Source organism: Pseudomonas sp. H1_G08 (assembly GCF_054681355.1).
In genome coordinates this window covers 1,982,790-2,003,720 of the sequence record NZ_CP162822.1, presented here as the reverse complement: position 1 = coordinate 2,003,720, position 20,931 = coordinate 1,982,790, and the positions used below count along the sequence as shown (strand labels likewise).

Sequence of the window (20,931 nt, the reverse complement as noted above, 5' to 3'; positions counted from 1 at the left end):
ACACCACATTCGCGAGCAGGCTAGCTCCGGCAGTGCGTCTACACTTCTGAAACCCTTTTGGGAGCAAGCTTGCTCCCAAAAGGGATTGTTTCAGTGAAATCAGGAGTGGCTGATGTCTTCCAGCGTTGCCCTGCGGTTGCCGTCCATTGATGGGTTGTTGCGTCATCCGGCGTGCGCGCCGTTGGCCGAACGTTACGGCCGGGATTCGTTGCTGACTGGCCTGCGTCAGTTGCTCGATGAGCTAAGGCCTGACGTGTTAAGCGGGCAATTGGCGGCCGTGGAAATTGGCCCCGAAGTGCTCGCCGGCCGCGTCGGCGAACGCCTGGCGCAACAGCAGCGCAGCCAGGTGCGCCGGGTGTTCAACCTGACCGGCACGGTGCTGCACACCAATCTCGGCCGCGCCTTGCTGCCCGAAGAAGCCATCGAAGCGGTGCAAATGGCCGCACGTTATCCGCTCAATCTCGAATTCGATCTGGCGAGCGGCAAGCGCGGTGATCGTGACGACCTGATCGAAGGGCTGATCCGCGAACTGACCGGCGCCGAAGCCGTCACCGTGGTCAACAACAATGCCGCCGCCGTGCTGCTGACCCTCAACAGCCTCGGCGCGCGCAAGGAAGGCATCATTTCCCGTGGCGAGCTGATCGAAATCGGCGGCGCTTTCCGCATCCCCGACATCATGGCCCGGGCCGGCGTGCGCCTGCACGAAGTCGGCACCACCAACCGCACCCATGCCCGGGATTACGAAGCGGCAATCGGTCCGCGCAGCGGGTTGATCATGCGCGTGCATGCCAGCAACTACAGCATCGAAGGCTTCACCGCGCGGGTGGCGACTGCGGAACTGGCCGAGTTGGCACACGCTCATGGCTTGCCGTTGCTGGAAGATCTGGGCAGCGGCAGTCTGCTCGACCTGACGCGCTGGGGCCTGCCGGCGGAACCGACGGTGCGTCAGGCATTGCTCGATGGCGCCGACATCGTCACCTTCAGCGGCGACAAATTGCTCGGCGGGCCGCAGGCCGGGTTGATCGTCGGACGCAAAGAACTGATCGCGAAGATCAAGAAGAATCCACTGAAGCGCGCACTGCGGGTCGATAAATTGACCTTGGCCGCGCTGGAAGCGGTGCTCGGTCTGTACCGCGATCCGGATCGCCTCGCCGAGCGTCTGCCGAGCCTGCGCCTGCTGACCCGGCCCCAGGCCGACATTCATGCTCAGGCTCTGCGTTTGCAACCGTTGCTCGCCGATGTGTTGGGCGAGGTCTGGCAGGTCAGCGCGGTCGAGGCGTTGGGCATGATCGGCAGCGGCAGCCAACCGGTGGCGCGCTTGCCGAGTGCAGCGCTGTGTTGCCGCCCGCAAGTGTCCAAGCGCTGGCGCGGGCGTTATCTGCTCAATCTCGAAGCAGCGTTGCTCGGTTTGCCGATCCCGGTGCTCGGGCGAATCGGCGACGATGCGCTGTGGCTGGATCTACGCCAGCTCGACGATGAGCCAGCGTGGCTGGCGCAGTTGCCGCAATTGCAGGTCGATCCGTGATCGTCGGCACGGCGGGGCACATCGACCACGGCAAGACTTCGCTGTTGCAGGCGCTGACCGGGCAAACCGGCGACCGCCGCCCGCAGGAGCGCGAACGCGGCATGACCATCGATCTCGGTTATCTCTACGCCGAACTCGCAGCGGGCTCCGGGCTGACCGGCTTCATCGACGTGCCCGGCCACGAAAAATTCACCCACAACATGCTCGCTGGTGCGCAGGGCATCGATCTGGTGTTGCTGGTGGTAGCGGCCGACGACGGCGTGATGCCACAGACGCGAGAGCATCTGGCGATCATCGAACTGCTCGGCATTCCCCGCGCGCTGGTGGCGATCACTAAATGCGACCGGGCGGGAGCGGGCAGGGTGGAAGAGGTGCAGCGCCAGGTCCTGGACCTGCTCGCGCCCGGACCATTTGCTGATGCGCCGATTTTTACCGTGTCGAGTGTGAGCGGGCAGGGCGTCGATGGATTGCGCGCGGCGTTGTTGCAGGTGCGGAGCGAGGTGCAGGCGCGCGGTTGCGACGGCGGCTTTCGTCTGGCGATTGATCGGGCTTTCAGCGTCGCGGGTGCGGGGATTGTGGTCACGGGCACGGCGCTATCGGGCACGGTTGCAGTGGGCGACAAACTGGTTCTGGCGCCTGCCGGCAAATCGGTTCGCATCCGGGGCCTGCACGCGCAAAACCAGGCCGCCGAACAGGCCTTCGCCGGCCAGCGCGTGGCGCTGAACCTCAGCGGCGAACGTCTGGAACTGACGCAGATCCACCGTGGCCAATGGCTGCTGGCGGACTGGCTGCACGCCCCGACCCAGCGCGTCGACATCGACTTTCAGCTGTTGCCCGGCGAGCGCACCTTTGAGCATTTTCACCCGGTGCATCTGCACCTTGGCACCCAGGATGTCATCGCCCGCGTCGCCTTGCTGCAAGGCCCGCGCCTGAGCCCCGGCGAGCGCATGTTCGCGCAACTGCTGATCAACGCGCCGGTGCACGCAGTGAAAGGCGATCGATTGATCCTGCGCGACGCCAGCGCCCAGCGCACATTGGGCGGCGCTGTTGTGCTCGACCCATTCGCTCCGGCACGCCAACGCCGCAGCCTGGAACGCCTCGCGCAACTGCAAACCCTTGCCCTTAGCGTCAGCCTCGAACAGGCCCTGCCGGCACTGCTCAACCACAGCCCCGGCGGCCTCGACCCGCAACGCCTCGAGCGCCAGTTCAACCGCCCGCGCGCGCAGTGGACGCTGGCGGACAACATCCGTCTGATCGACACCCGCCAAGGTCCGCTGCTGTTCAACGTGCAGCGCTGGGGCCAGTTGAAATTCACCTTGCTCGAGCAACTGGCGCGATTCCACGAACAGGAACCCGACCAGATGGGGCCGGACCGTGATCGCCTGCGCCGCTTCAGCGCGCTGGCACTGGAACGCTCGACGTTCATCAGCCTGCTCGACGAACTGCTCAACGCCGGCACCATTCTCGCCAGCGGCCCCTGGCTGCACCTGCCCGAACATCAGGTGCGCCTGAATGCCGACGACGAAATCCTCTGGCAGCAATTACAGCCGTTGTTCGAAGAGGCCGGTTTCGACCCACCGTGGGTGCGCGACGCGGCGAAAATTCTCGGCGAAGACGACGCCAGTGTCCGCCTGCTGCTGCGCAAACTCGCACGGCTGGGCCTGATGCACCAGGTGGTGCGCGACCTGTTTATCAGCGACATCGTCCTGCGGCAAATGGCGGCGCTACTGCTGAAACTCGCCGAAGAAAATCCAGCGATTGAGGTGACAACTTTCCGTGATGCGCTAGGCTTGGGACGCAAACGCTGTATTCAGTATCTGGAATATTTCGACCGACTCGGCCTGACCCGCCGGCTCGGCGAATCCCGCCAGATCCGCCCCGACAACGCGCTGGCTGACGCTTGCGCACCCTGAGTTCAGGAAGACAATCGCGCCCGGTGGCGCGGCCGGGCTTCAAACCCGGTTGGGGACGGCATCCGTTCCCGGGCAGGTTCGACTCCGGCTGTCTTCCGCCAGTCTCCCAAAAGCAAAGATCGCAGCCTTCGGCAGCTCCTACATCGATTTGTAGGGGCTGACGAAGGCTGCGATCTTTTGATTTTCGGTGATACGAGAGGTTAGAGATTACGCTGCGCCTCCATCCGGTCATGCAAGATTCTGATTATCGCGATCCCATAGGCGGTGATTCGAAAATAAATCATGTGACTCTCCACGCTGCAGCGTCGGTAACCGGGGCGGATAGCGTCGCATGCGGGTGCTGTTTTGGGACGATCAGCCAACTGCTCGAAAGACTCAGTCAGGATGTCGATGTAGCGATTGGCCTGATCCAACCCCCATTGTTGAGCTGTATAGGTCCAGATAGCCTCAAGATCCGCTTCGGCGGCGGGGGTAAGTCGGTATTCAGCCATGCGCCCTCAACATTCTCTTTTTGAAAGCATCAGCATCGAAAGGCCGGGGGGCACCACTGGATTCTCCTTCTCGAAGGGCTGCGCGGACGGTTTCCAGTTCAGCGTTTCGCTCTTGCTCTCGACGGATCAAATCGCGGATATATTCGCTGTCGTTGGTGTAATGTCCCGCTTCTATTTGAGCTTTGATCCAATGGTCTTGCTGGTCAGTCACGGTTATGGTTTTGCGTACGGTAGCCATGATCGGGCCCTTTGCGGATGGCGAACTTTGCGCAAATTATCATACTAATGGTGCGCTAACGAGTATGAGCCTAGCCGTTATAAGAACGAATCACAGCCTTCGGCAGCTCATGCGTATATCACTCGAACTGCCGCAGGCTGCATTTTCAGACCCGCAACCGAATCTGCTGCCCGAGCACATCCATCGGGTTAAATAATCCTTCCCCTTTGTGATCGCTTGCAGGCTCGCTACCACAGGTTCCTTCAGTGGTCGCAAAGTTTGCGTCCGACCAGGATCAATGTGGGAGCGAGCCTGCTCGCGAAGAGGCCGGCACGGGCATCGCATAACTCAGCCGGCCCGCATTACCCCGGCAATTCCAGATTATCCAGCACCCGATTCACCGCCAGTTCCCCGAGCATGATCAGTTGCGCAATCCCCATCAGCGTCCGGCGCTGGGATGGCTTGACCAGCCCGGCGAATTCCTGGGCGATGGTTTTGGCCGAGGCGAGGGTTTCGCAGGCGTTGGCCAGCAGGTCTTCGTTTTTGGTGTCGGCGGTGACGGCATACATGGCGCGGGGGCTGAAGGGTGGCGGGGTAGAGCCGGGTGGGCAGAGGTAGTGGTCGAGGGCGCGGTCGGCGGCTTCGTGGAGTTTTTTGGAGTCGAGGGATTCGTAGGGGGAGGTGGGATCGGTTTCGGGTGGGTTGGGTGTGGGTTTGATCATGGTGAAGCTCCTATTAAGTGGAGCCGTCAGGCACTGTCGCTAAACAGTAAGGTGGCGGCTGTACGCAGGTTAGCGAACCGGTTATAGGCACCCGGCAGACCCGAAGGTCTCCCACATACAGCCACCATGGCGTAGTCGCAGACATTGAACCCGCGACAAAGCATGGAACGCTGATGCACCTATTCAAGATCCGGGTCGCTAAACCCGATCGCTGATTCGTCAGCGACCGCACCACAATAGAACCCGCCCCCAAGGCGCACAAGCCAGCGGATTCTGGCTTGGCTGTAGGCAATGGCGCAAGGATTTGTAGCCTTGAGACCGTATCCGCAGGTGTCTTTTAAACAGCTTCGTTTAAATCAAAGAATTGCGCCGTACCTGATGGCCTCTTCGCGAGCAGGCTCGCTCACACATTGCAATGCGTTGCGCCGCAGTCCACCGCACCAGCCCCCATCACCCAACCTCACGGCTGATACGGAATCACCTTGTCCCGGTCCATTTCCACCAACAACTGGTCGAGCATCTGCCGTTTGTTCTCGACCCCGGGAATCGGCACATACCATGTCATCACGCTCCAGCCTTCGCGGGAGTAGTTGTAGGTTTTGAGCAGTTGGCCATCCTTGAAGACCGAGCCGCGCAGGTTGTCCTGGTAGTGGTAGGGCATCGGGAAGGTGAACAGGGTGAAAACGTTGACCAGCGCCAGCCAGTTGACCTTGCCGTCGCTGGGTTCGGTGATCAACAGGCTGTAGCCGTTGCGAGTGTAACCGCCGTCGAGCATCGAGAACGCGCCGGTCTTTTTCAGGACGCTGACGGTTTCGCGCTGATGCTGCTCGTCGATGCGCGTATACGCCGGCCCCATGCCGAGCGTGACCGGCACGTAGGCCTGATCGGCATGGTAATCGAGCGGTTGCAAGGTGTTGGCGCAGCCGCCCAGCATCAGTGAGGCACAGAGCAGGCCGGCGACTTTTATCATCGCGCGGTTCATTGCGCGACTGCCGGGATCAGCCGGTCCTGCTGCACATCCTGCGCGAAGGCGCGGGCGATGCGGCCGAGGTTCTGTTCGCGCATCTCGCCGCCCTGATCCAGTAGCCAAGTGTATTTTTGAGTGATGTTGCGATAGGTGTATTGCTTCAGTCGCTTGTCACCCTGGAACACGGTGAATTCGGTTTGCGTGTCGAATTCGTTCGACAGCGGCAGCAAGAACAACGTCGCGGTGCTCAGCAGAATCACCGGAAACGGCGGTAGGTGACGTTCCACATCAAGTTTGACCTGCACGTTGTACTCGTCAGCTTTACCGCTGCCGGTTTCGATGGTGCGGAACACACCGGTCTGACGCAGGTGGTTGCGCAGGCTGGAGCCGTTTTCCGGATCATCGACCATAACGTGAATCGGCTGCAGATAATCCTGAGCGTCCGTAAGCGTGCGCTCGGGCAAGGTGTTGGTCGCCGCGCAACCGGTCAACAGAGCGGCGGCAGTGAGGGCGATGATTTTTTTCATGGTTTGGCGTCCACGGCAATACCCGGAATGGGGCCGGTGAAGATGTAGGGCTGAGCACTGTTCAGGTCGAGTTTCAGCGGTTGCAGCGTTGGCAATCCTGGCGCCAGACGTAGCGCAATCAGCGCATCGCGGGCGTTCTGATCACTCCAGCGGAACGCGCAGAAACCGGCGGTCAGGCAGAACGAACGGAACTCGCCGATGTAATAGGCCTTGCCGGGTTCCAGGCGCATCGGCAGGTTGAATTTCTCCCGCGCCTCTCTCGAGGTGAAAACAGTGCCTAGCCCAGGTTGATAACGTGCGGAAAAGAACTGGAAATCATAGAACTCGTAATCGCCCGGCTTCAGGGGAAGCACGAATACGCTCGCTGCGCCGACACCGTCCTGAACATCCTGCGGCGTGGAGTAAGCGCCGGCCATTTTCCAGACGCCGGCCGCACCGTATTCGGAACCGCGTTTGCGGAAAAAGATTCGCTGGTTGTCAGCGGCTGATTGCTTGAGTGATTGCGGCCCGATTGAGCCAACGAGATAACTGACTGGCTCGCTTGCCTTGGGTTGCAAGGGTTCGCTGACCCAGGAAGCGCTTTCGGTAATGCAGCCGCTGAGCGTCGCGGCGAGCACGACGGCCGCTCCGAGTTTGAATAGCTGAAACATGTACATCCCTGAATCTGCTTGCGTTGATTGACTACAAACAGGAAGGTCAATCAATGCCTTCCTGGCTTGGCTTTTTATGCGGGGGCGCAGAATAAACGAGGTGATGGCACTTGGCTAGCTGCTGTAGGCGCTGCGGTACGCTGAAATCATTTGATTTTGATCTCAAGGAGCAAACTCATGGTTTGTGGCCGACGCAGGAACCTGTGGGCGGGTTGATCGTGTTACCTCAAAAACCCAGCGGGTACTGAACGACCACGTAAATCCGGTCAATGTCATCCCCGGCCTGTGCTTCGTTGGCGCGGTGGGTGACGTGGGATAGTTGCACCGACAGATCCTTCGCGGTGCCGGACTGCACTACATACTTCAGGTCGATATCGCGTTCCCAGTGTTTGCCGCCGCTGCCTTGTTGCGGTTGATAGTCGCCGCTGTCGGCGTCGAACGGGTTGTAGGCGCCGCCCCTCGGCGCGTGCGTTCCGTCGATGTGGCTGCCGCTGACGTAGCGGGTCATGAAGTTCAGGCCGGGGATGCCGAAGGCGCCGAGGTCGAGGTCGTAGCGGGCTTGCCAGGACCGTTCGTTGGCGCCGTTGAAGTCGGCGTATTTGATCGAGTTGGCGAGGTAGATCGAGTCGCCGCCGACGAAATCGAACGGCGTGTCGCCATTGATCCGCTGCCAGCCGAGCATCACCGCATGCGGGCCGAAGCTGTATTTGCCGGAGAGGCTGAAGGCGGTGTTGTCGATCTCGCCGGCCACTGCGCGGCCGGTGTCGCGGGTGTGGTAGAGGTTGGCGTCGAGCAGCACGCCGGACTGTTTGAAATGCAGGTTGCCGTAATACTGATGCCAGGTGTCGCTCAGTTCTGAGGCGTAGAGTGCGCCGCCGACCGGGCTGCTGCCGAACAGATCGGCGCCGACGAAACTGATGCCGCCTGCTTCGGTGTTGGCGCCGTAACCGTAGAAGTCGCCTTGGCCGGAGGAGCTGTCCTGATTCTTGAACGCGGTGAAATGCCCGGCGACCAGATTGACGTTGTCGAACTCGGCGCTGTCGAACTCGGCGCTGTTGAGCAAAAAGCCTGTGGCGTATTCCGGTTGCAGGCGTTTGTCGGAAGTGTCGAAGACCGGGGTTTCCACGGTCATTTCGCCGAAGGCCAAAGTGGTGCGCGAGACCTTGAGCTTGAACGCACCGCCAGCGCTGGAATAGTTGTTTTCACTGCGACCATCGCTGTCGACGGGCAGCAGACCAGTACCGGAGTGGCCCTTGCCGCCGTCGAGTTTCAGGCCGGCGAAAGCGTGGGCGTCGATGCCGAAACCGACTGTGCCCTCGGTGAAACCGGATGAGAAGTTGCCGATAAAGCCCTGTGCCCATTCCTGTTTGTAGTTTTTTCCGGAGGGCGTGGGCGAGCGGTAGTCGTTGCTGAGGTAGAAGTTGCGCAGCAGAACATCGCTTTTGGCGTCGTCGAAAAAGCCGCTGGCATGGGCGGTGCCGGTCAGACCGCAGAGCATGGCAAGCAGGGTGAGGCGGGAGGGCGCGCGGTTGATCATGGTCAGGGCCGGTGGTAATCAGGATGGCGCTGATGATCGAAGATCGGGAACAAAGAGGATTGGGTTGATGTGCTGAGTTGGCAGCTTTCACCACAAAACCTGTGGGAGCGAGCCTGCTCGCGAATGCGGAGTGTCAGTTAACGAAAATGCTGACTGACACAGCGCTTTCGCGAGCAGGCTCGCTCCCACAGTTTGAGTCGGGGGTAGTCAATTAGAACTTTGGCGGCCGTCAGGCCTCCATCGCTGGCAAGCCAGCTCCCACAGGGTTTGTGGGAGCTGACACAGTGCATTAAGCCAGCGGCGGTGTGCGCGGTGGGATCTGGCGTTTGCTGCCGGTGGATTCGAAGGCGGCGGCGAAGCGCAGCAGGTTCGAGTCGTCGTAGGCGCGGCCGGCGAAGGTCAGGCCGACCGGCATACCGATGTCGGCCATCACGCCCATGGGCACGGTGACGGTCGGGACGCCGAGGTGGCGGATCGCGAGGTTGCCGTTGGCCACCCAGACGCCGTTGCTCCAGGCGATGTCGGCCGAAGCAGGATTGACATCCGCATCGGCCGGGCCGACGTCAGCGACGGTCGGGAACAGCACGGCGTCAAGGCCGAGGTTGTCCATCCAGTCTTCGAGGTCGATGCGTCGGGTTCGCTCCAGAGCGCGCAAGCCATCGGGCACGGTAGGGATTTCATTCCACGGCGTGATGCCGCGCTCGGCCATGCGCACGTATTCGTCCATGCCGGCGGCCAGATCACCTTCGCGGTTGGGCAGGGTGCCGGGGTCGTGCGGGAAGATCTTCGGCCCGTCGACGTCAACCAGACGATTAAGCTTCGGGTCGCCGTTGGCCTGCAGGAAGTCGTCGAATGCCCAGGCAGTCAGATCCCACAATTCATGATGGAGAAACTCTTTCGACACCAGCCCACGGGTGAACACGGTTGGCGCGCCAGGGCGGTCGCCTTCGCAGTTGGAGACCAGCGGGAAGTCGGTTTCGACGACTTCGGCGCCGGCGGCTTCGAGGGCTTGGCGCGCCTGCTTCCACAAATCAATCACGGACGCGCGGGTGTTGATGCGCTGGCCGGTCGGGCCGCCTATGCCTGGGGCTTCGCTGGTGCCGGCGTCGGGGTCGGCGTTGATGTACATGCGCGGGATGGCGAAGCGTTTGCCGGCCAGGGCTTTGGCATCGACGGCCAGTTCACTGTACGCAGCCGGGCGCACTTCGCTGACACGCGGGATCGGCACCCACGGTTGCAGGCGCCAGAGGTCGCCACGGGTGTCCGGGTCTTCGGCGACGACCACGTCGAGCACTTCGAGCAGGTCGGCCATGGTCCGCGCGAACGGCACGACGACGTCCATGGTCGGGGTCAACGGCCAGTTGCCGCGCACCGAAATCACCCCGCGCGACGGGGTATAGGCGCACAGGCCGTTGTTCGACGCAGGGCCGCGACCGCTCGACCAGGTTTCCTCGGCCAGACCGAACGCAGCAAAACTCGCTGCGGTGGCGGTACCGGCGCCATTGGACGAGCCGGAGGCGAAAGGTGCGGTGAGGTAAGCGGCGTTGTACGGGCTTTCAGCGCGGCCATAGACGCCGCGTTGCATGCCGCCATTGGCCATCGGCGGCATGTTGGTCTTGCCCAGGCAGATCGCCCCGGCAGCGCGCAGGCGTTCGATGGTGAAGGCGTCGCGATGGGCGACCAGATCGGCAAATGCCGGACTGCCGGAGGCGGCGGTCAGGCCCTTGACCAGATAACTGTCTTTGGCGGTGTAGGGGATGCCATCGAGCGGGCCGAGGGTCTCACCTTTGGCACGGCGGGCATCGGAGGCGCGGGCTTCGTTCAGTGCTTCGGGGTTGCGCACGACGACGGCGTTGAGTGCCGTCGGGGTGTCGGCGCCATCGTAGGCATCAATGCGTGCCAGATAGGCCTGCACCAGCTCCACGGCAGTGGTCTGGCCGGATTCAAGGGCGGTGCGCAGTTGGGCGATGGAGACTTCGGTGACTTCGATCATGGGGTCACCTGTTGAGCGTGGTTGTTTGGGGCAGGGGTATTCATAGCGGTTCTCGTTGCACGGCTTTAAGCGACAAGGTCAAGACTGGCGCCTATTTAACACCAAGCCGCGCTTCGAGTAATCGGCGGGGTGATGGCCCCACCGATTTTTCTGCGTCCAGCGGATCATTCATTGATGCGCGGATGCTGCTGGACCAGCACTTTGCGCTTGGCCTCCAACTCGGCGATCTCGGCATCAATGTCTTCGATTTTCTGCTCGATGTTGTCGTGGTGTTCCTGCAACAGTTCCTTGGCCTCTTCGAGATCGGAAGCCGCCGGGGCCGCGCCGCGCAGGGGCTTGTTGGCGGTTTCCTTCATGGTCACGCCAGTGACCAGACCGACCACGGCGATGACCATCAGGTAATACGCAGGCATGTACAGATCGTTGGTGCTTTCCACCAGCCAGGCCACGGCAGTCGGGGTCAAACCGGCGATCAGCACCGAGACGTTAAAGGCACTGGCCAGCGCGCTGTAGCGGATGTGCGTGGGGAACATCGCCGGCAGGGTCGAGGCCATCACACCGATAAAGAAATTGAGCAGCACCGCGAGGATCAGCAGGCCGGAGAAGATCAGGGCGATGCTGCCGCTGTTGATCAGCATGAACGCGGGAATGGCGAAGATGAACAGGCCAATGCTGCCGACGACGATGAAGGGCTTGCGGCCGATCTTGTCGCTGATGAAACCGATCAGCGGCTGCACGAAGAGCATGCCGACCATGATCGCGATGATGATCAGCACGCCGTGGTTTTCGCTGTAGTGAAGGTTGTGCGTCAGGTAACTCGGCATGTAGGTGAGCAGCATGTAATAGGTGACGTTGGTCGCCGCCACCACGCCGATGCAGGTCATCAGGCTGCGCCAGTGTTTGGTCGCGACTTCCTTGAACGACACTTTCGGGCCACCGGCAAGGCCTTCGCGGTCTCCTTGTTCGAGTTTTTCCACGTGCTGCTGGAACGCCGGGGTTTCTTCGAGGGCGTGGCGCAGATACAGGCCGATCATGCCCAGCGGCAGGGCGAGGAAGAACGGAATCCGCCAGCCCCATTCTTCGAAGCGCTGTTCACCGAGAATCGTCGAGATCAGCACCACGACACCGGCGCCGAAGACGAAACCGGCGATCGAGCCGAAATCCAGCCAGCTGCCGAGGAAGCCGCGTTTGCGGTCCGGCGCGTATTCAGCAACGAAGATCGAGGCGCCGGTGTATTCGCCACCGACCGAGAAACCCTGCGCCATTTTCGCCAGCAACAGCAGGATCGGCGCCCAGATGCCGATCGAGGCATAGGACGGAATCAGGCCGATGGCGAAGGTGCTCAGGGACATGATGACGATGGTCGCGGCGAGGACTTTCTGTCGTCCGTACTTGTCGCCGAGCGCACCGAAGAACAAACCGCCCAGTGGACGGATCAGGAACGGCACGGAGAAGGTCGCCAGCGCGGCGATCATTTGCACGCCGGGATCGGCGCCGGGGAAGAAGACCTTGCCGAGCACATAGGCGACAAAGCCGTAGACGCCAAAGTCGAACCATTCCATGGCGTTGCCCAGTGCGGCGGCGGTGATCGCCTTGCGCATCTTGGCGTCGTCGACAATGGTGATGTCTTTCAAACCGATCGGTTTGACGGTGTTCTTGCGTGATTTCATTGCGCTGTTCCCGCTCGCTGATCCAGATTACCGCTGCGATGCCATCTCCATGATGGCGCCGGCTCTTCTGGCTCAGATACATGCGGACACGAAATAATTCACCGGTGGGCTGGAATTAATTTCGACAGGTGGGGGAGGTGCAACTCCGAGCCTTGTTGGAGCTGTATTGCCTGACCCACCGCTATCGCTGGCAAGCCAGCTCCCACAAGGGTTTTGGGTGTTGCCGGGATTTTGTGTCCGCCGTCAAACCCTGTGGGAGCTGGCTTGCCAGCGATGACGCCATGACATCCATTACAAGGCTTAAAGCGCAGCCTTCACCTGCAAGCCCACCACCAGCGCATTGTCGATGTCCTGCCCGGAAAACGCGCCCGGTTCGATGATGTATTGCAGGTTCGGGCGCAGGGTCAGCCATGGGGTGGCCTGGTAGCCGTAGCCCAACTCGATCAACTGCTCGGCACTGTCCAGATTCGGGAACGCAGCACCGCTGGCCTGCGCGGCATCCTGTTGCACATCGCGGCTGCGCGGGTTCGGCACGGCGCGGCCATAGCCCAGGGCCACGGTGTCACGCGGGCGGCCTTCGAACGGTTTGTACAAAACCACGCCGGTGCCGTACCACTTGCTGAACGGCGAGGCGGCTTCACTGGCCGCCGAATACTGACCGAACGCATGCAGGCTGCGGCCCTCGGAGGTCGGCGAACGCCATACGGCCTGATCGATCAACAAATAATGTCCGCCACGACCGGACACTTCATCGTCGCTGCCAATGCGTTTGACGTCAGAGCTGTCGTAGTAATAGCCGAGCTTGTACTCACCCGGCAGCTCGCCGGCGTGCTTGTACACCAACTCGATCGGCACGACGGTGCCGGTGGTGTGCTTCGGCCCCAGATGCCAGGCGCGGCTGGAATTGCCGTTGCTCTCGGGGTCGACGTTGAACGCAGCCACACGCAGTTGCCAGGACGGCGACAGGTCGTATTTGACCCGCACGCCCAGACGCGCGTTGGGGTAGTTGGTCCAGCCGCTGCCGCCGGACATGTTCAGCGGGTGACCGCAGAAACCGGCGTTCATGAAGTTGCACAGAATGCCGCTATCCAGACCGCCGAGGTCGTTGCCCATGGCCATGTAGCCGAGCTTCACGTTCAGCGCCGGGGTGAACAGGCTGCGCTCGTAACTCAGTTCAGTCAGGCGCGTGTACAGGCCGCCGTAGTTTTCCTGAATCGGCAAGCGGTTGCCGACCAGATCTTCCGACGCGCTGTTGCCGCGCCGGTCGTTGATGGTCAGTTGCACTTTGCCGGCGTTGTCGACGCCGTAGAGTTTGCTCAGATCAAACTGCACGCCGAGCTTGATGTTCTGCGAGTAGCGCGCCGAACGGTGCAGGCCGCCGTCGGCGTTGTAAGCGGTTTCGCCGCTGTAATCGCCAGTGAACTTGATGCCGTCTTCATCGAGTTGATGACGCAAGCCGCCCCAGTCACCGGTCAGGGTGCTGCGGGTCAGCAGACCGGAATCGCTGGCGGCCAGCGCGGGTAGGGCAGTAGCGCAGCTCAGGCCCAGCAACAGGCCAGTGGGAAGCTTGGTACGAGAAAAGCGAACAGCCGATGACATGTGAATCCTTCCTGCTGAAATCTTTAACGCAATAAAACGGCGACGCGGTGCTTTGGGGCACCGCGCGCTTGGAGGAGGTTGGTTGTGCGGCAATGAGTTACGGCAGGGCGTAGGCCATCACGTAATCGCCACGATCGGTCGACTGGCGTGCGCCGCCAGCGGTGACGACGATGTACTGCTTGCCGGTTTTCGGCGAAACGTACGTCATCGGGCCGCCCTGGCTGCCGACCGGCAGACGGGCTTTCCAGATTTCCTCGCCATTGCCGCTGTTGAAGGCGCGCAGGTAGAAGTCCTGGGTGCCGGCAATGAAGATCAGGCCGCCCTGGGTCGACAGGGTGCCGCCGAGGGTTGGCAGACCGATCTTGATCGGCAGGTGCATGCGAATGCCCAGGGGACCGGTGTCTTCAACGGTGCCGACCGGAACCTGCCATGCGACTTTCTGGGTCTTCATGTCGATCGCGGTCAAAGTGCCAAACGGCGGCGCCTGGCACGGAATGCCGGCCACCGACAGGAAGCGGTTCTTGTTCACCGCGTACGGCGTGCCTTTGAGCGGAACAGCGCCCATGCCGGTGTTCAGCGCTTCGCCACCGCCTGCGGCCTGGCCTTTGTTCTGCGACGGGATCATCTGGATCCACAGACCCAGGCGCATGTCGTTGACGAAGATGAAACCGTGCACCGGGTCAGTGGAGATGCTGCCCCAGTTCATGCCACCCAGCGAACCCGGGAAGCTCAGCGATTTGTCGGTACCCGGCGCGGTGTACAGACCGTCGTAGCGCATGCTCTTGAAGTCGATACGGCAGAGCAACTGGTCGTACGGCGTGGCGCCCCACATGTCCGATTCGGTCAGGTGCTGCGCGCCGATCTGCGGCATGCCCACGGATTTCGGCTGGGTCGGCGAGTACGGCTCGTTAGGGATGTTCGCGGCTTTCACCGGTACTTCCTTGACCTCGGTCAGCGGCTTGCCAGTGGCGCGGTCGAGCACATAGATCTGCCCGGCCTTGGTGCCGATGACCAGCGCCGGAACGCTTTGGCCGTCCTTGTCGAAGTCGATCAGGCTCGGCTGCATCGGCAGGTCGAAGTCCCACAGATCGTTGTGCACGGTCTGGAACACCCAGCGTTCTTCACCGGTGCTGGCGTCCAGCGCGAGGATCGAGGCGCCGTACTTGTGGTCCAGTTCGCTGCGCTCGACACCATAGATGTCGGTGGACGAGCTGCCCATCGGCAGGAATACGGTGTTGGTCGCCGCGTCGTAGGACATCGGCGCCCAGCTGTTCGGCGTGCTGCGCACGTAGGTTTTGCCGTCGGCCGGCGCGTTGCGATCCTGCGGGTTGCCCGGGTCGAACGCCCAGCGCATGGCGCCGGTGATCACGTCAAAACCACGAATCACACCGCCCGGCATGTCGCTCTGCACGTTATCGGCAACACGACCGCCAACCACCACGGTGGTGCCAGCCATCAATGGTGCGGACGACAACTGATAGTAGCTGTCCGGAACATCACCCAGACCGGCCTTCAGATCGACCTGGCCGTTGTTGCCGAAACCCTGGCAGAACTCACCAGTGTCAGCATCGACCGCGATGAGGCGGGCATCGATGGTATTGGTCAGCAAACGACGCTGGCAGTTGGCAGCCGGCGCCGGTTTGGCTTCGATGATCGAAGAGTTGCTCGGCTGAGCGATGGTCGCGGTGGCGTCGAAATAGGCCATGCCACGGCAGCGCTGCCAGACTTTCGATTGCGCGTTGATCGCATTCTTCCAAAGCTCTTTGCCGGTGTCGGCATCAAGGGCGATCAGGTTGTTGTGTGGGGTGCAGATGAATACTTTGTTGCCGACCTGCAGCGGGGTGAGCTGGTCTTCGGCGCCGTTGCCATCGCTCTCGGCGACGTCCCCGGTGTGGTAGGTCCACGCGACTTTCAACTTGTCGACGTTGTTGCGGTTGATCTGGTCGAGCGCGGCGAAGCGGCTGCCACCTTCGGTGTTGCCGTAGTGCGCCCAGTCTTTCTGCGCCTTGGCCGGCTCGACCGGAGTCAGGCCCGGGCCAGTGCCAGTGGCGGCAACGGTTGGGTGGGCGACGAACATGTTGCCCGCCGCAATGGCCACACCGACCGCCAGCACAGCGGCCACGGCATACGCACCACGACCGGCCACGCGGCCATTGGCGCGCGCGAGCAGCGGGTAGACCAGCGCGACGACCATGCCGATGGCGCTGAACATGAACAGCCGCGAGAACACCGGCCAGAACACCAGCCCGGCGTCAGCCACGGCCCAGATCGCGGTGGCCACGAGAAACGCGGCGAACAACCAGGCGCCTGCGGTTTTCTTCAGTGCGATCAGCACACCGGAAACGGTCATCGCCAGACCGCCGACCAGGAAGTACCAGGAACCGCCCAGGCTGACCAGCTTCACACCGCCGGCCGCGAGCGCCAGACCGAGCAGGGCGATGATCACGCCAAGGCCGACCAGGATGAACGTTGAAACGCCTGAGACGCGTTGACTGTGGTTCACATTGAAAGTCCCGTTTGAATGAAGCGCGGGATTATAGCGGTAACTAACCATTCAGTTAACCGCAGTTTTGCCATGAAAACGTGCACTTCTGTGAATCAAGCGTGGTGCAGGATTAGCAAAACGCAAGTTGAGAGGGGTTTCTCGAGGTTTCAGCAGGAGGGGCGGATTGAGCGTGGTATTGCAATGCACATGCTTGGACACCGCGCTGGATTCACCCCTCACCCCAGCCCTCTCCCCGAGGAGAGGGAGCTGATTTATGGGCTTTTTGAGACCTGTGTTCGCCTCGGTATTTCAGGTCGGCGTTACTCGCGCATTCAGCTCGGTCAGTTCCCTCTCCCTCTGGGAGAGGGTTAGGGTGAGGGGCTATCAGGATCGATCACGATGGCAACCTTGCCCTTGGCCCGGCCTTGTTCAACGTAGTGCAAGGCGTCAGCTATCTGATCGAACGGAAAAGTACGATCGATCACCGGTTTGATCACCCCGGCCTCAATCAACGCAGTGATTTTCTGCAACTGGATGCCGTCGGCACGCATGAACAGAAACGAATAACCCACCCCACGCTTGCGCGCCTTGCGCCGAATACCACTGCTGAGCAGACGCATGACCAGCCCGAGCAGCCACGACAAACCCTGCTGCTGAGCGAACTGCGCAGTCGGCGGCCCTGACAGGGAAATCAGTTGCCCGCCCGGTTTCAACACCCTCAACGATTTTTCCAGCACATCGCCGCCGAGGCTGTTGAGCACCACGTCGTAGTCGCGCAGCTCAATGGCGAAATCCTGCTGCTTGTAATCGATCACCAGATCAGCGCCCAGCGCCTTGACCCACGCGACATTCGCCGTGCTCGTGGTGGTCGCAACAAAAGCACCGAGGTGTTTGGCCAGTTGAATGGCGACCGTGCCAACGCCACCGGAGCCGGCGTGAATCAGTACCTTCTGGCCTTTTTGCACGTTGGCGGCTTCGACCAGTGCCTGCCACGCCGTCAACGCCACCAGCGGCATGCAAGCCGCCTCGGTCATGGCGAGATTGGCGGGTTTCAACGCGACCGCTTGTTCGTCGACAACGATGCGTTCGGCAAACGTGCCAATCCTGTTTTCAGGCGCCCGCGCATAAACCTCATCGCCCGGTTTGAAACGCTTGACCGCCGCACCGGTGCTGAGCACCACACCGGCGACATCGTTGCCCAATATCAAAGGCATTTGATAGGGCAGGATCATCTTGAATTCGCCGCTGCGAATCTTCAGATCCAGCGGGTTGACGCTACTCGCGCGCACTTCGATCAGCACGTCGTGAGCGCCAACCAGCGGTTCGGGCAGGTCGCCAATCCGGCCGTTCTGCTTGCCGTAGCGCTCGATGAAAAATGCCTTCATTGCGGATGCTCTTGTCGGTAGAAACCCGCCGGCATAGCGGCGGGTTTGAATGAGGTCAGGCCTGAGTCAGATAACGTTGCGCAACAGCCGACTGGCGGATCTGCCCCAACAGGCCCTGCCGCGCGGTTTGCAGGGCATCCCAGCGCTCGCCCTCGTGCAGCGGCGGGATGGTCACGACTTCGCGACGGTCGAAGCCGACCAGCGCGGCGTCGACCATATCGCCGACTTCCATGATGTCGGTGAGGGTGTTGATGTCGATTCCGGCGCGGTCCCAGATTTCCGTGCGGGTGGCGGCGGGCAGCACCGCTTGCACATACACGCCCTGTGGCGACAGTTCCAGGCTCAGGCCCTGGGAGAGAAACAGCACGAACGCCTTGGTCGCGCCATACACCGACATGCCGAACTCCGGCGCCAGGCCCACCACCGAGCCGATATTGATGATCGCGCCGTCGCCGGCCTTGGCCAAGCGCGGGGCGATGGCGCTAGCCAGCCGCACCAACGCGGTGGTGTTAAGCGCGACCAGTTGCGCCACGCTGTCGGTGCTCTGCTCGATGAAGGTACCGGACTGCGCCGCGCCGGCATTGTTGACGAGGATACCGATGCGCGCGTCGTCACGCAGACGCGCCTCGACGGTTTGCAGATCGCTCAGTTGCGTCAGGTCGGCCTGTAGCACTTCGACATGGACGTTGTGCTCAGCGCGCAAACCGGCGGCAAGGCTGTCCAGGCGCGACTGGTCACGGGCGACCAGCACCAGATCGTGCCCGCGCTGGGCGAAACGTGCGGCGTAGACGGCGCCTATGCCGGTGGAGGCGCCAGTGATCAGAACAGTAGGGCGAGTAGTCATGGTGTTGGCTCTTTTTCAGGTGAAGACTGATTTCGGGCTTTTAGGATGATGACCGAAATCTAAGATGTCAACGGTTTTGATTATGGCCAACATCTATGTATCATCGAGCCATGATTTTTCAGCGCTGGAGGATTCAACATGCGCGTATCCAAAGCTCAGGCTCAGGCCAATCGCGAGCACATTGTCGAAACGGCATCAGTGATGTTCCGCGAACGCGGTTATGACGGGGTCGGCGTGGCTGACCTGATGGCGGCCGCCGGTTTTACTCACGGCGGTTTCTACAAACACTTCGGCTCTAAGGCCGACCTGATGGCCGAAGCCTCGGCCAATAGCCTGGCGCAGTCCACGGCCGCCGCCGAAAGCATGAGCGTGCAGGATTTCATCGACGTGTACGTGTCCCGCGACCATCGCGATGGCCGCTCCACCGGTTGCACCATGGCGGCGTTGTGCGGCGATGCGGCGCGGCAGTCCGGGGATGTCAAAGCGGCGTTCGCTGAAGGCATCGAGCGCACGTTACAGACGCTCGGCGAGAAATACCCGACGGCAGCGGATGCACCGCAAGGTGAGGGCCGAACCCGGATGATCGACCTGCTGGCCCGCGCGGTCGGGGCGATCATGCTGTCGCGGGCCTGCCCGGATGACTCGGCGCTGGCCGATGAGATTCTGACGGTGTGTCACGCTTCGATGACTGAGTCGCTGCCCGCGATCGAAACTGCGCAAGAAGCCACGCAGGACAGCTGAAGCGATCAGTGCTGGCGGTGCAGGGCCTTGTCGAGTGCCGCCAGCAAAACCTCTTCTTCGAAGGGTTTGCACAGGCATTCAAACGCCTGGTAATGCCCGGACTCAGCCAGCGCCGCCTCGTCCCAATGGGCGGACATGCAGATCACCGGAAACTGTCGCGGCAGTTGGCGCATCACGTCGATGCCGGACAGGCCGGGCATGCGCAGATCCAGCAGCAGGCAGGCGATTTCGGCGAAGTCTGCTTCGGCGAGAAACGCTTCGCCACTGGCATAAACCTGCGCGCGATAACCGACCGAGCGCAGCAGATTCGACAGGCTTTTGCGCACCGACGCGTCGTCATCGACGATGCAGACAATCGTCGGTCGGGTGTTCTCGATCGCCGTCGGGCGACCCGCCGGGGCGCTCACGACAGGCTCGATGGGCCAGGCGAAGGCGCAGCGCTGATCAGTCCGTAGAGTTCGACGAGGTTGACCAGCGAGCGGGTCTGCATCTTCGCCATGATGTGTTTGCGATGAACCTTGGCGGTCACTTCACTGGTGCCCAATTGGTTGGCGATCTGCTTGTTCGACAGACCGCCAACGATCAGTGGCAGCACCTCGCGCTCACGCGGTGTCAGTTGCGCCGCCAGCTGCCGCACGTGCTGAACCCGTTGCCATTGATTGAACGCCGTCGCGGCGTGTTGACGGGTGCTGCGCAGAATGCCGAGCAGTTCATCGTCATTGAATGGCTTGGTCAGGAACTCCACCGCGCCGGCCTTCATCGCCTGCACCGACATCGGAATCGTGCCGTGGCCGGTCATGAAGATCACCGGCCACGGCAAGCCGCGCTCGTTCAGCGCCGCCTGCAATTGCAGGCCTGTGGTTTCGGGCAGGCTGACGTCGAGCAACAGGCACGCCGGGCCATTGGCGATGTCGCCCTCTAGCAGTTCTTCGGCGGACTGGAAAATCCGGTGCTCGATGCCTTCGGCGCGCAACAAGCGGCTGAGCGCGGTACGCACGCAGGCCTCATCGTCAACGATGAACACCGGCACCGATTGCGTATCGACCAACGGCGGCTGCGCCACCATCGGCGCCGAGGCCAGCGCGTTGAACACGGGCAGTTTGGGTTCGCGGTCTTTCAATAATCGGTAACCTCGACGGGCAACCGTCTGGATGATTTCTTTTTCCCCGAGCAGTTTGCGCAGCGAGGAAATCTGCACTTGCAGATTGTTCTCTTCGACGACGATGTCCGGCCACACCTGATTGATCAGCTCGTCCTTGCTGACGATGCGCCCATCGGCCTGCATCAGTACGGAAAGTATTTCGAACGCCCGCCCGCCCATGCGCAAGGGCCGGCCATCGAGAAAGGCTTCGCGCCGTTCCAAAGAAATCGTGGCTTGGCCGAGTCGGATCATGCGGGCCTCTGCGTTGCGGTGAGAAGGAGAGGGCGCGGGCGCCGGGTTATCAGGTTCGTACGCTAGGGGACGGCCTGGCATAAAGCAATTATCCCGAGGGATAAGACGTGCGCTTGTATAGCGCAAGAAACAGCCGCGCAAGGCTCTGGACGGCCATCTTGAGGCTGCGGACGGACATCAGCGCAGCGGCTGGCCCTCTGGCAAAAAAACGCTGGGTATACTTCGCCACCAGCCTGAATCCCATTTCCAGCGGTGAATGCGTATGCCCGGCC

The 20,931-nt window shown here is 61.7% G+C and carries 18 protein-coding genes and 1 tRNA gene; 4 read left to right on the top strand and 15 right to left on the bottom strand.

What is annotated here, in order from left to right; translation table 11 throughout:
• The first annotated feature begins 112 nt into the window (after positions 1-112).
• The 3 genes from selA (at position 113) to AB4N85_RS09160 (ending at position 3,539) form a co-directional block, all read left to right on the top strand.
• Positions 113-1,525 carry an L-seryl-tRNA(Sec) selenium transferase gene (gene selA / locus AB4N85_RS09170; RefSeq protein WP_252867658.1) on the top strand — a complete coding sequence of 471 codons (1,413 nt, stop codon included), beginning with the start codon at positions 113-115 and terminating at the stop codon, positions 1,523-1,525.
• Complete coding sequence (gene selB / locus AB4N85_RS09165; RefSeq protein WP_252869552.1) at positions 1,522-3,438, top strand: selenocysteine-specific translation elongation factor; 1,917 nt, start codon at positions 1,522-1,524, stop codon at positions 3,436-3,438. The genes selA and selB overlap by 4 nt, the downstream gene beginning before the upstream one ends.
• A 5-nt stretch (positions 3,439-3,443) precedes the next feature.
• A tRNA-Sec gene (locus AB4N85_RS09160) sits at positions 3,444-3,539 on the top strand.
• Positions 3,540-3,638: 99 nt separating this feature from the next.
• Here the strand turns inward: AB4N85_RS09160 and AB4N85_RS09155 are convergent.
• From AB4N85_RS09155 to AB4N85_RS09095, 13 genes are all read right to left on the bottom strand, one after another.
• Entirely contained in the window at positions 3,639-3,929 is a 291-nt protein-coding gene (locus AB4N85_RS09155; RefSeq protein ID WP_041480302.1) for a type II toxin-antitoxin system RelE/ParE family toxin, read from the bottom strand.
• A complete protein-coding gene (locus tag AB4N85_RS09150) occupies positions 3,922-4,167 on the bottom strand; it encodes a type II toxin-antitoxin system ParD family antitoxin (protein ID WP_016770738.1) in 246 nt (81 codons plus the stop codon). Before AB4N85_RS09150 ends, AB4N85_RS09155 begins: the two co-directional genes overlap by 8 nt.
• Positions 4,168-4,508: 341 nt before the next feature.
• On the bottom strand, positions 4,509-4,868 hold the full coding sequence (locus AB4N85_RS09145; RefSeq protein WP_150635198.1) for a DUF6124 family protein: 360 nt from the start codon (positions 4,866-4,868) through the stop codon (positions 4,509-4,511).
• 460 nt (positions 4,869-5,328) lie between these two features.
• Positions 5,329-5,838, bottom strand: a complete 510-nt coding sequence (locus AB4N85_RS09140) for a hypothetical protein (RefSeq protein WP_016774812.1) — start codon at positions 5,836-5,838, stop codon at positions 5,329-5,331.
• Between the two features lie 8 nt (positions 5,839-5,846).
• Complete coding sequence (locus tag AB4N85_RS09135; protein ID WP_252867657.1) at positions 5,847-6,362, bottom strand: hypothetical protein; 516 nt, start codon at positions 6,360-6,362, stop codon at positions 5,847-5,849.
• Positions 6,359-7,012 (bottom strand): hypothetical protein, encoded by a 654-nt coding sequence (locus AB4N85_RS09130; RefSeq protein ID WP_150635200.1) that lies wholly within the window; start codon positions 7,010-7,012, stop codon positions 6,359-6,361. The genes AB4N85_RS09135 and AB4N85_RS09130 overlap by 4 nt, the downstream gene beginning before the upstream one ends.
• Positions 7,013-7,238: 226 nt before the next feature.
• Positions 7,239-8,549 carry an OprD family porin gene (locus AB4N85_RS09125; protein ID WP_252867656.1) on the bottom strand — a complete coding sequence of 437 codons (1,311 nt, stop codon included), beginning with the start codon at positions 8,547-8,549 and terminating at the stop codon, positions 7,239-7,241.
• A gap of 289 nt (positions 8,550-8,838) precedes the next feature.
• A complete protein-coding gene (locus AB4N85_RS09120; protein ID WP_252867655.1) occupies positions 8,839-10,542 on the bottom strand; it encodes an amidase in 1,704 nt (567 codons plus the stop codon).
• A 164-nt stretch (positions 10,543-10,706) separates the two neighbouring features.
• Positions 10,707-12,212 carry a glycine betaine/L-proline transporter ProP gene (gene proP, locus AB4N85_RS09115; protein WP_041480305.1) on the bottom strand — a complete coding sequence of 502 codons (1,506 nt, stop codon included), beginning with the start codon at positions 12,210-12,212 and terminating at the stop codon, positions 10,707-10,709.
• A 300-nt stretch (positions 12,213-12,512) separates the two neighbouring features.
• The gene (locus tag AB4N85_RS09110) at positions 12,513-13,811 is read right to left on the bottom strand and encodes a carbohydrate porin (protein WP_423661561.1); all 1,299 of its coding nucleotides are present in this window, start codon (positions 13,809-13,811) and stop codon (positions 12,513-12,515) included.
• A 97-nt stretch (positions 13,812-13,908) separates the two neighbouring features.
• Positions 13,909-16,314 (bottom strand): glucose/quinate/shikimate family membrane-bound PQQ-dependent dehydrogenase, encoded by a 2,406-nt coding sequence (locus tag AB4N85_RS09105; protein ID WP_460067794.1) that lies wholly within the window; start codon positions 16,312-16,314, stop codon positions 13,909-13,911.
• Positions 16,315-16,664: 350 nt separating this feature from the next.
• Positions 16,665-17,681, bottom strand: coding sequence for an NADP-dependent oxidoreductase (locus AB4N85_RS09100; RefSeq protein ID WP_460067792.1), 1,017 nt, complete (start codon positions 17,679-17,681; stop codon positions 16,665-16,667).
• Positions 17,682-17,736: 55 nt separating this feature from the next.
• Positions 17,737-18,525, bottom strand: coding sequence for an SDR family NAD(P)-dependent oxidoreductase (locus AB4N85_RS09095; protein WP_252876346.1), 789 nt, complete (start codon positions 18,523-18,525; stop codon positions 17,737-17,739).
• A 138-nt stretch (positions 18,526-18,663) separates the two neighbouring features.
• Here AB4N85_RS09095 and AB4N85_RS09090 point away from each other — a divergent pair, with 138 nt between their 5' ends.
• A complete protein-coding gene (locus AB4N85_RS09090) occupies positions 18,664-19,266 on the top strand; it encodes a TetR/AcrR family transcriptional regulator (RefSeq protein WP_305380825.1) in 603 nt (200 codons plus the stop codon).
• Positions 19,267-19,271: 5 nt separating this feature from the next.
• Here AB4N85_RS09090 and AB4N85_RS09085 read toward each other — a convergent pair whose 3' ends face one another.
• Positions 19,272-19,673: a response regulator transcription factor gene (locus tag AB4N85_RS09085; protein ID WP_236168776.1), complete on the bottom strand. Its 402-nt coding sequence runs from the start codon at positions 19,671-19,673 to the stop codon at positions 19,272-19,274.
• A complete protein-coding gene (locus tag AB4N85_RS09080) occupies positions 19,670-20,659 on the bottom strand; it encodes a response regulator (RefSeq protein WP_236168777.1) in 990 nt (329 codons plus the stop codon). Before AB4N85_RS09080 ends, AB4N85_RS09085 begins: the two co-directional genes overlap by 4 nt.
• Positions 20,660-20,931: the final 272 nt, after the last annotated feature.

Coding starts and splice junctions, on each gene's coding strand:
- AB4N85_RS09150 (WP_016770738.1), bottom strand. CDS start 4,167: ATGGCTACCGTACGCAAAACCATAACCGTGACTGACCAGCAAGACCAT.
- selA (WP_252867658.1), top strand. CDS start 113: ATGTCTTCCAGCGTTGCCCTGCGGTTGCCGTCCATTGATGGGTTGTTG.
- AB4N85_RS09145 (WP_150635198.1), bottom strand. CDS start 4,868: ATGATCAAACCCACACCCAACCCACCCGAAACCGATCCCACCTCCCCC.
- AB4N85_RS09080 (WP_236168777.1), bottom strand. CDS start 20,659: ATGATCCGACTCGGCCAAGCCACGATTTCTTTGGAACGGCGCGAAGCC.
- AB4N85_RS09120 (WP_252867655.1), bottom strand. CDS start 10,542: ATGATCGAAGTCACCGAAGTCTCCATCGCCCAACTGCGCACCGCCCTT.
- AB4N85_RS09095 (WP_252876346.1), bottom strand. CDS start 18,525: ATGACTACTCGCCCTACTGTTCTGATCACTGGCGCCTCCACCGGCATA.
- AB4N85_RS09130 (WP_150635200.1), bottom strand. CDS start 7,012: ATGTTTCAGCTATTCAAACTCGGAGCGGCCGTCGTGCTCGCCGCGACG.
- AB4N85_RS09135 (WP_252867657.1), bottom strand. CDS start 6,362: ATGAAAAAAATCATCGCCCTCACTGCCGCCGCTCTGTTGACCGGTTGC.
- AB4N85_RS09155 (WP_041480302.1), bottom strand. CDS start 3,929: ATGGCTGAATACCGACTTACCCCCGCCGCCGAAGCGGATCTTGAGGCT.
- AB4N85_RS09110 (WP_423661561.1), bottom strand. CDS start 13,811: ATGTCATCGGCTGTTCGCTTTTCTCGTACCAAGCTTCCCACTGGCCTG.
- proP (WP_041480305.1), bottom strand. CDS start 12,212: ATGAAATCACGCAAGAACACCGTCAAACCGATCGGTTTGAAAGACATC.
- AB4N85_RS09140 (WP_016774812.1), bottom strand. CDS start 5,838: ATGATAAAAGTCGCCGGCCTGCTCTGTGCCTCACTGATGCTGGGCGGC.
- AB4N85_RS09100 (WP_460067792.1), bottom strand. CDS start 17,681: ATGAAGGCATTTTTCATCGAGCGCTACGGCAAGCAGAACGGCCGGATT.
- AB4N85_RS09090 (WP_305380825.1), top strand. CDS start 18,664: ATGCGCGTATCCAAAGCTCAGGCTCAGGCCAATCGCGAGCACATTGTC.
- AB4N85_RS09125 (WP_252867656.1), bottom strand. CDS start 8,549: ATGATCAACCGCGCGCCCTCCCGCCTCACCCTGCTTGCCATGCTCTGC.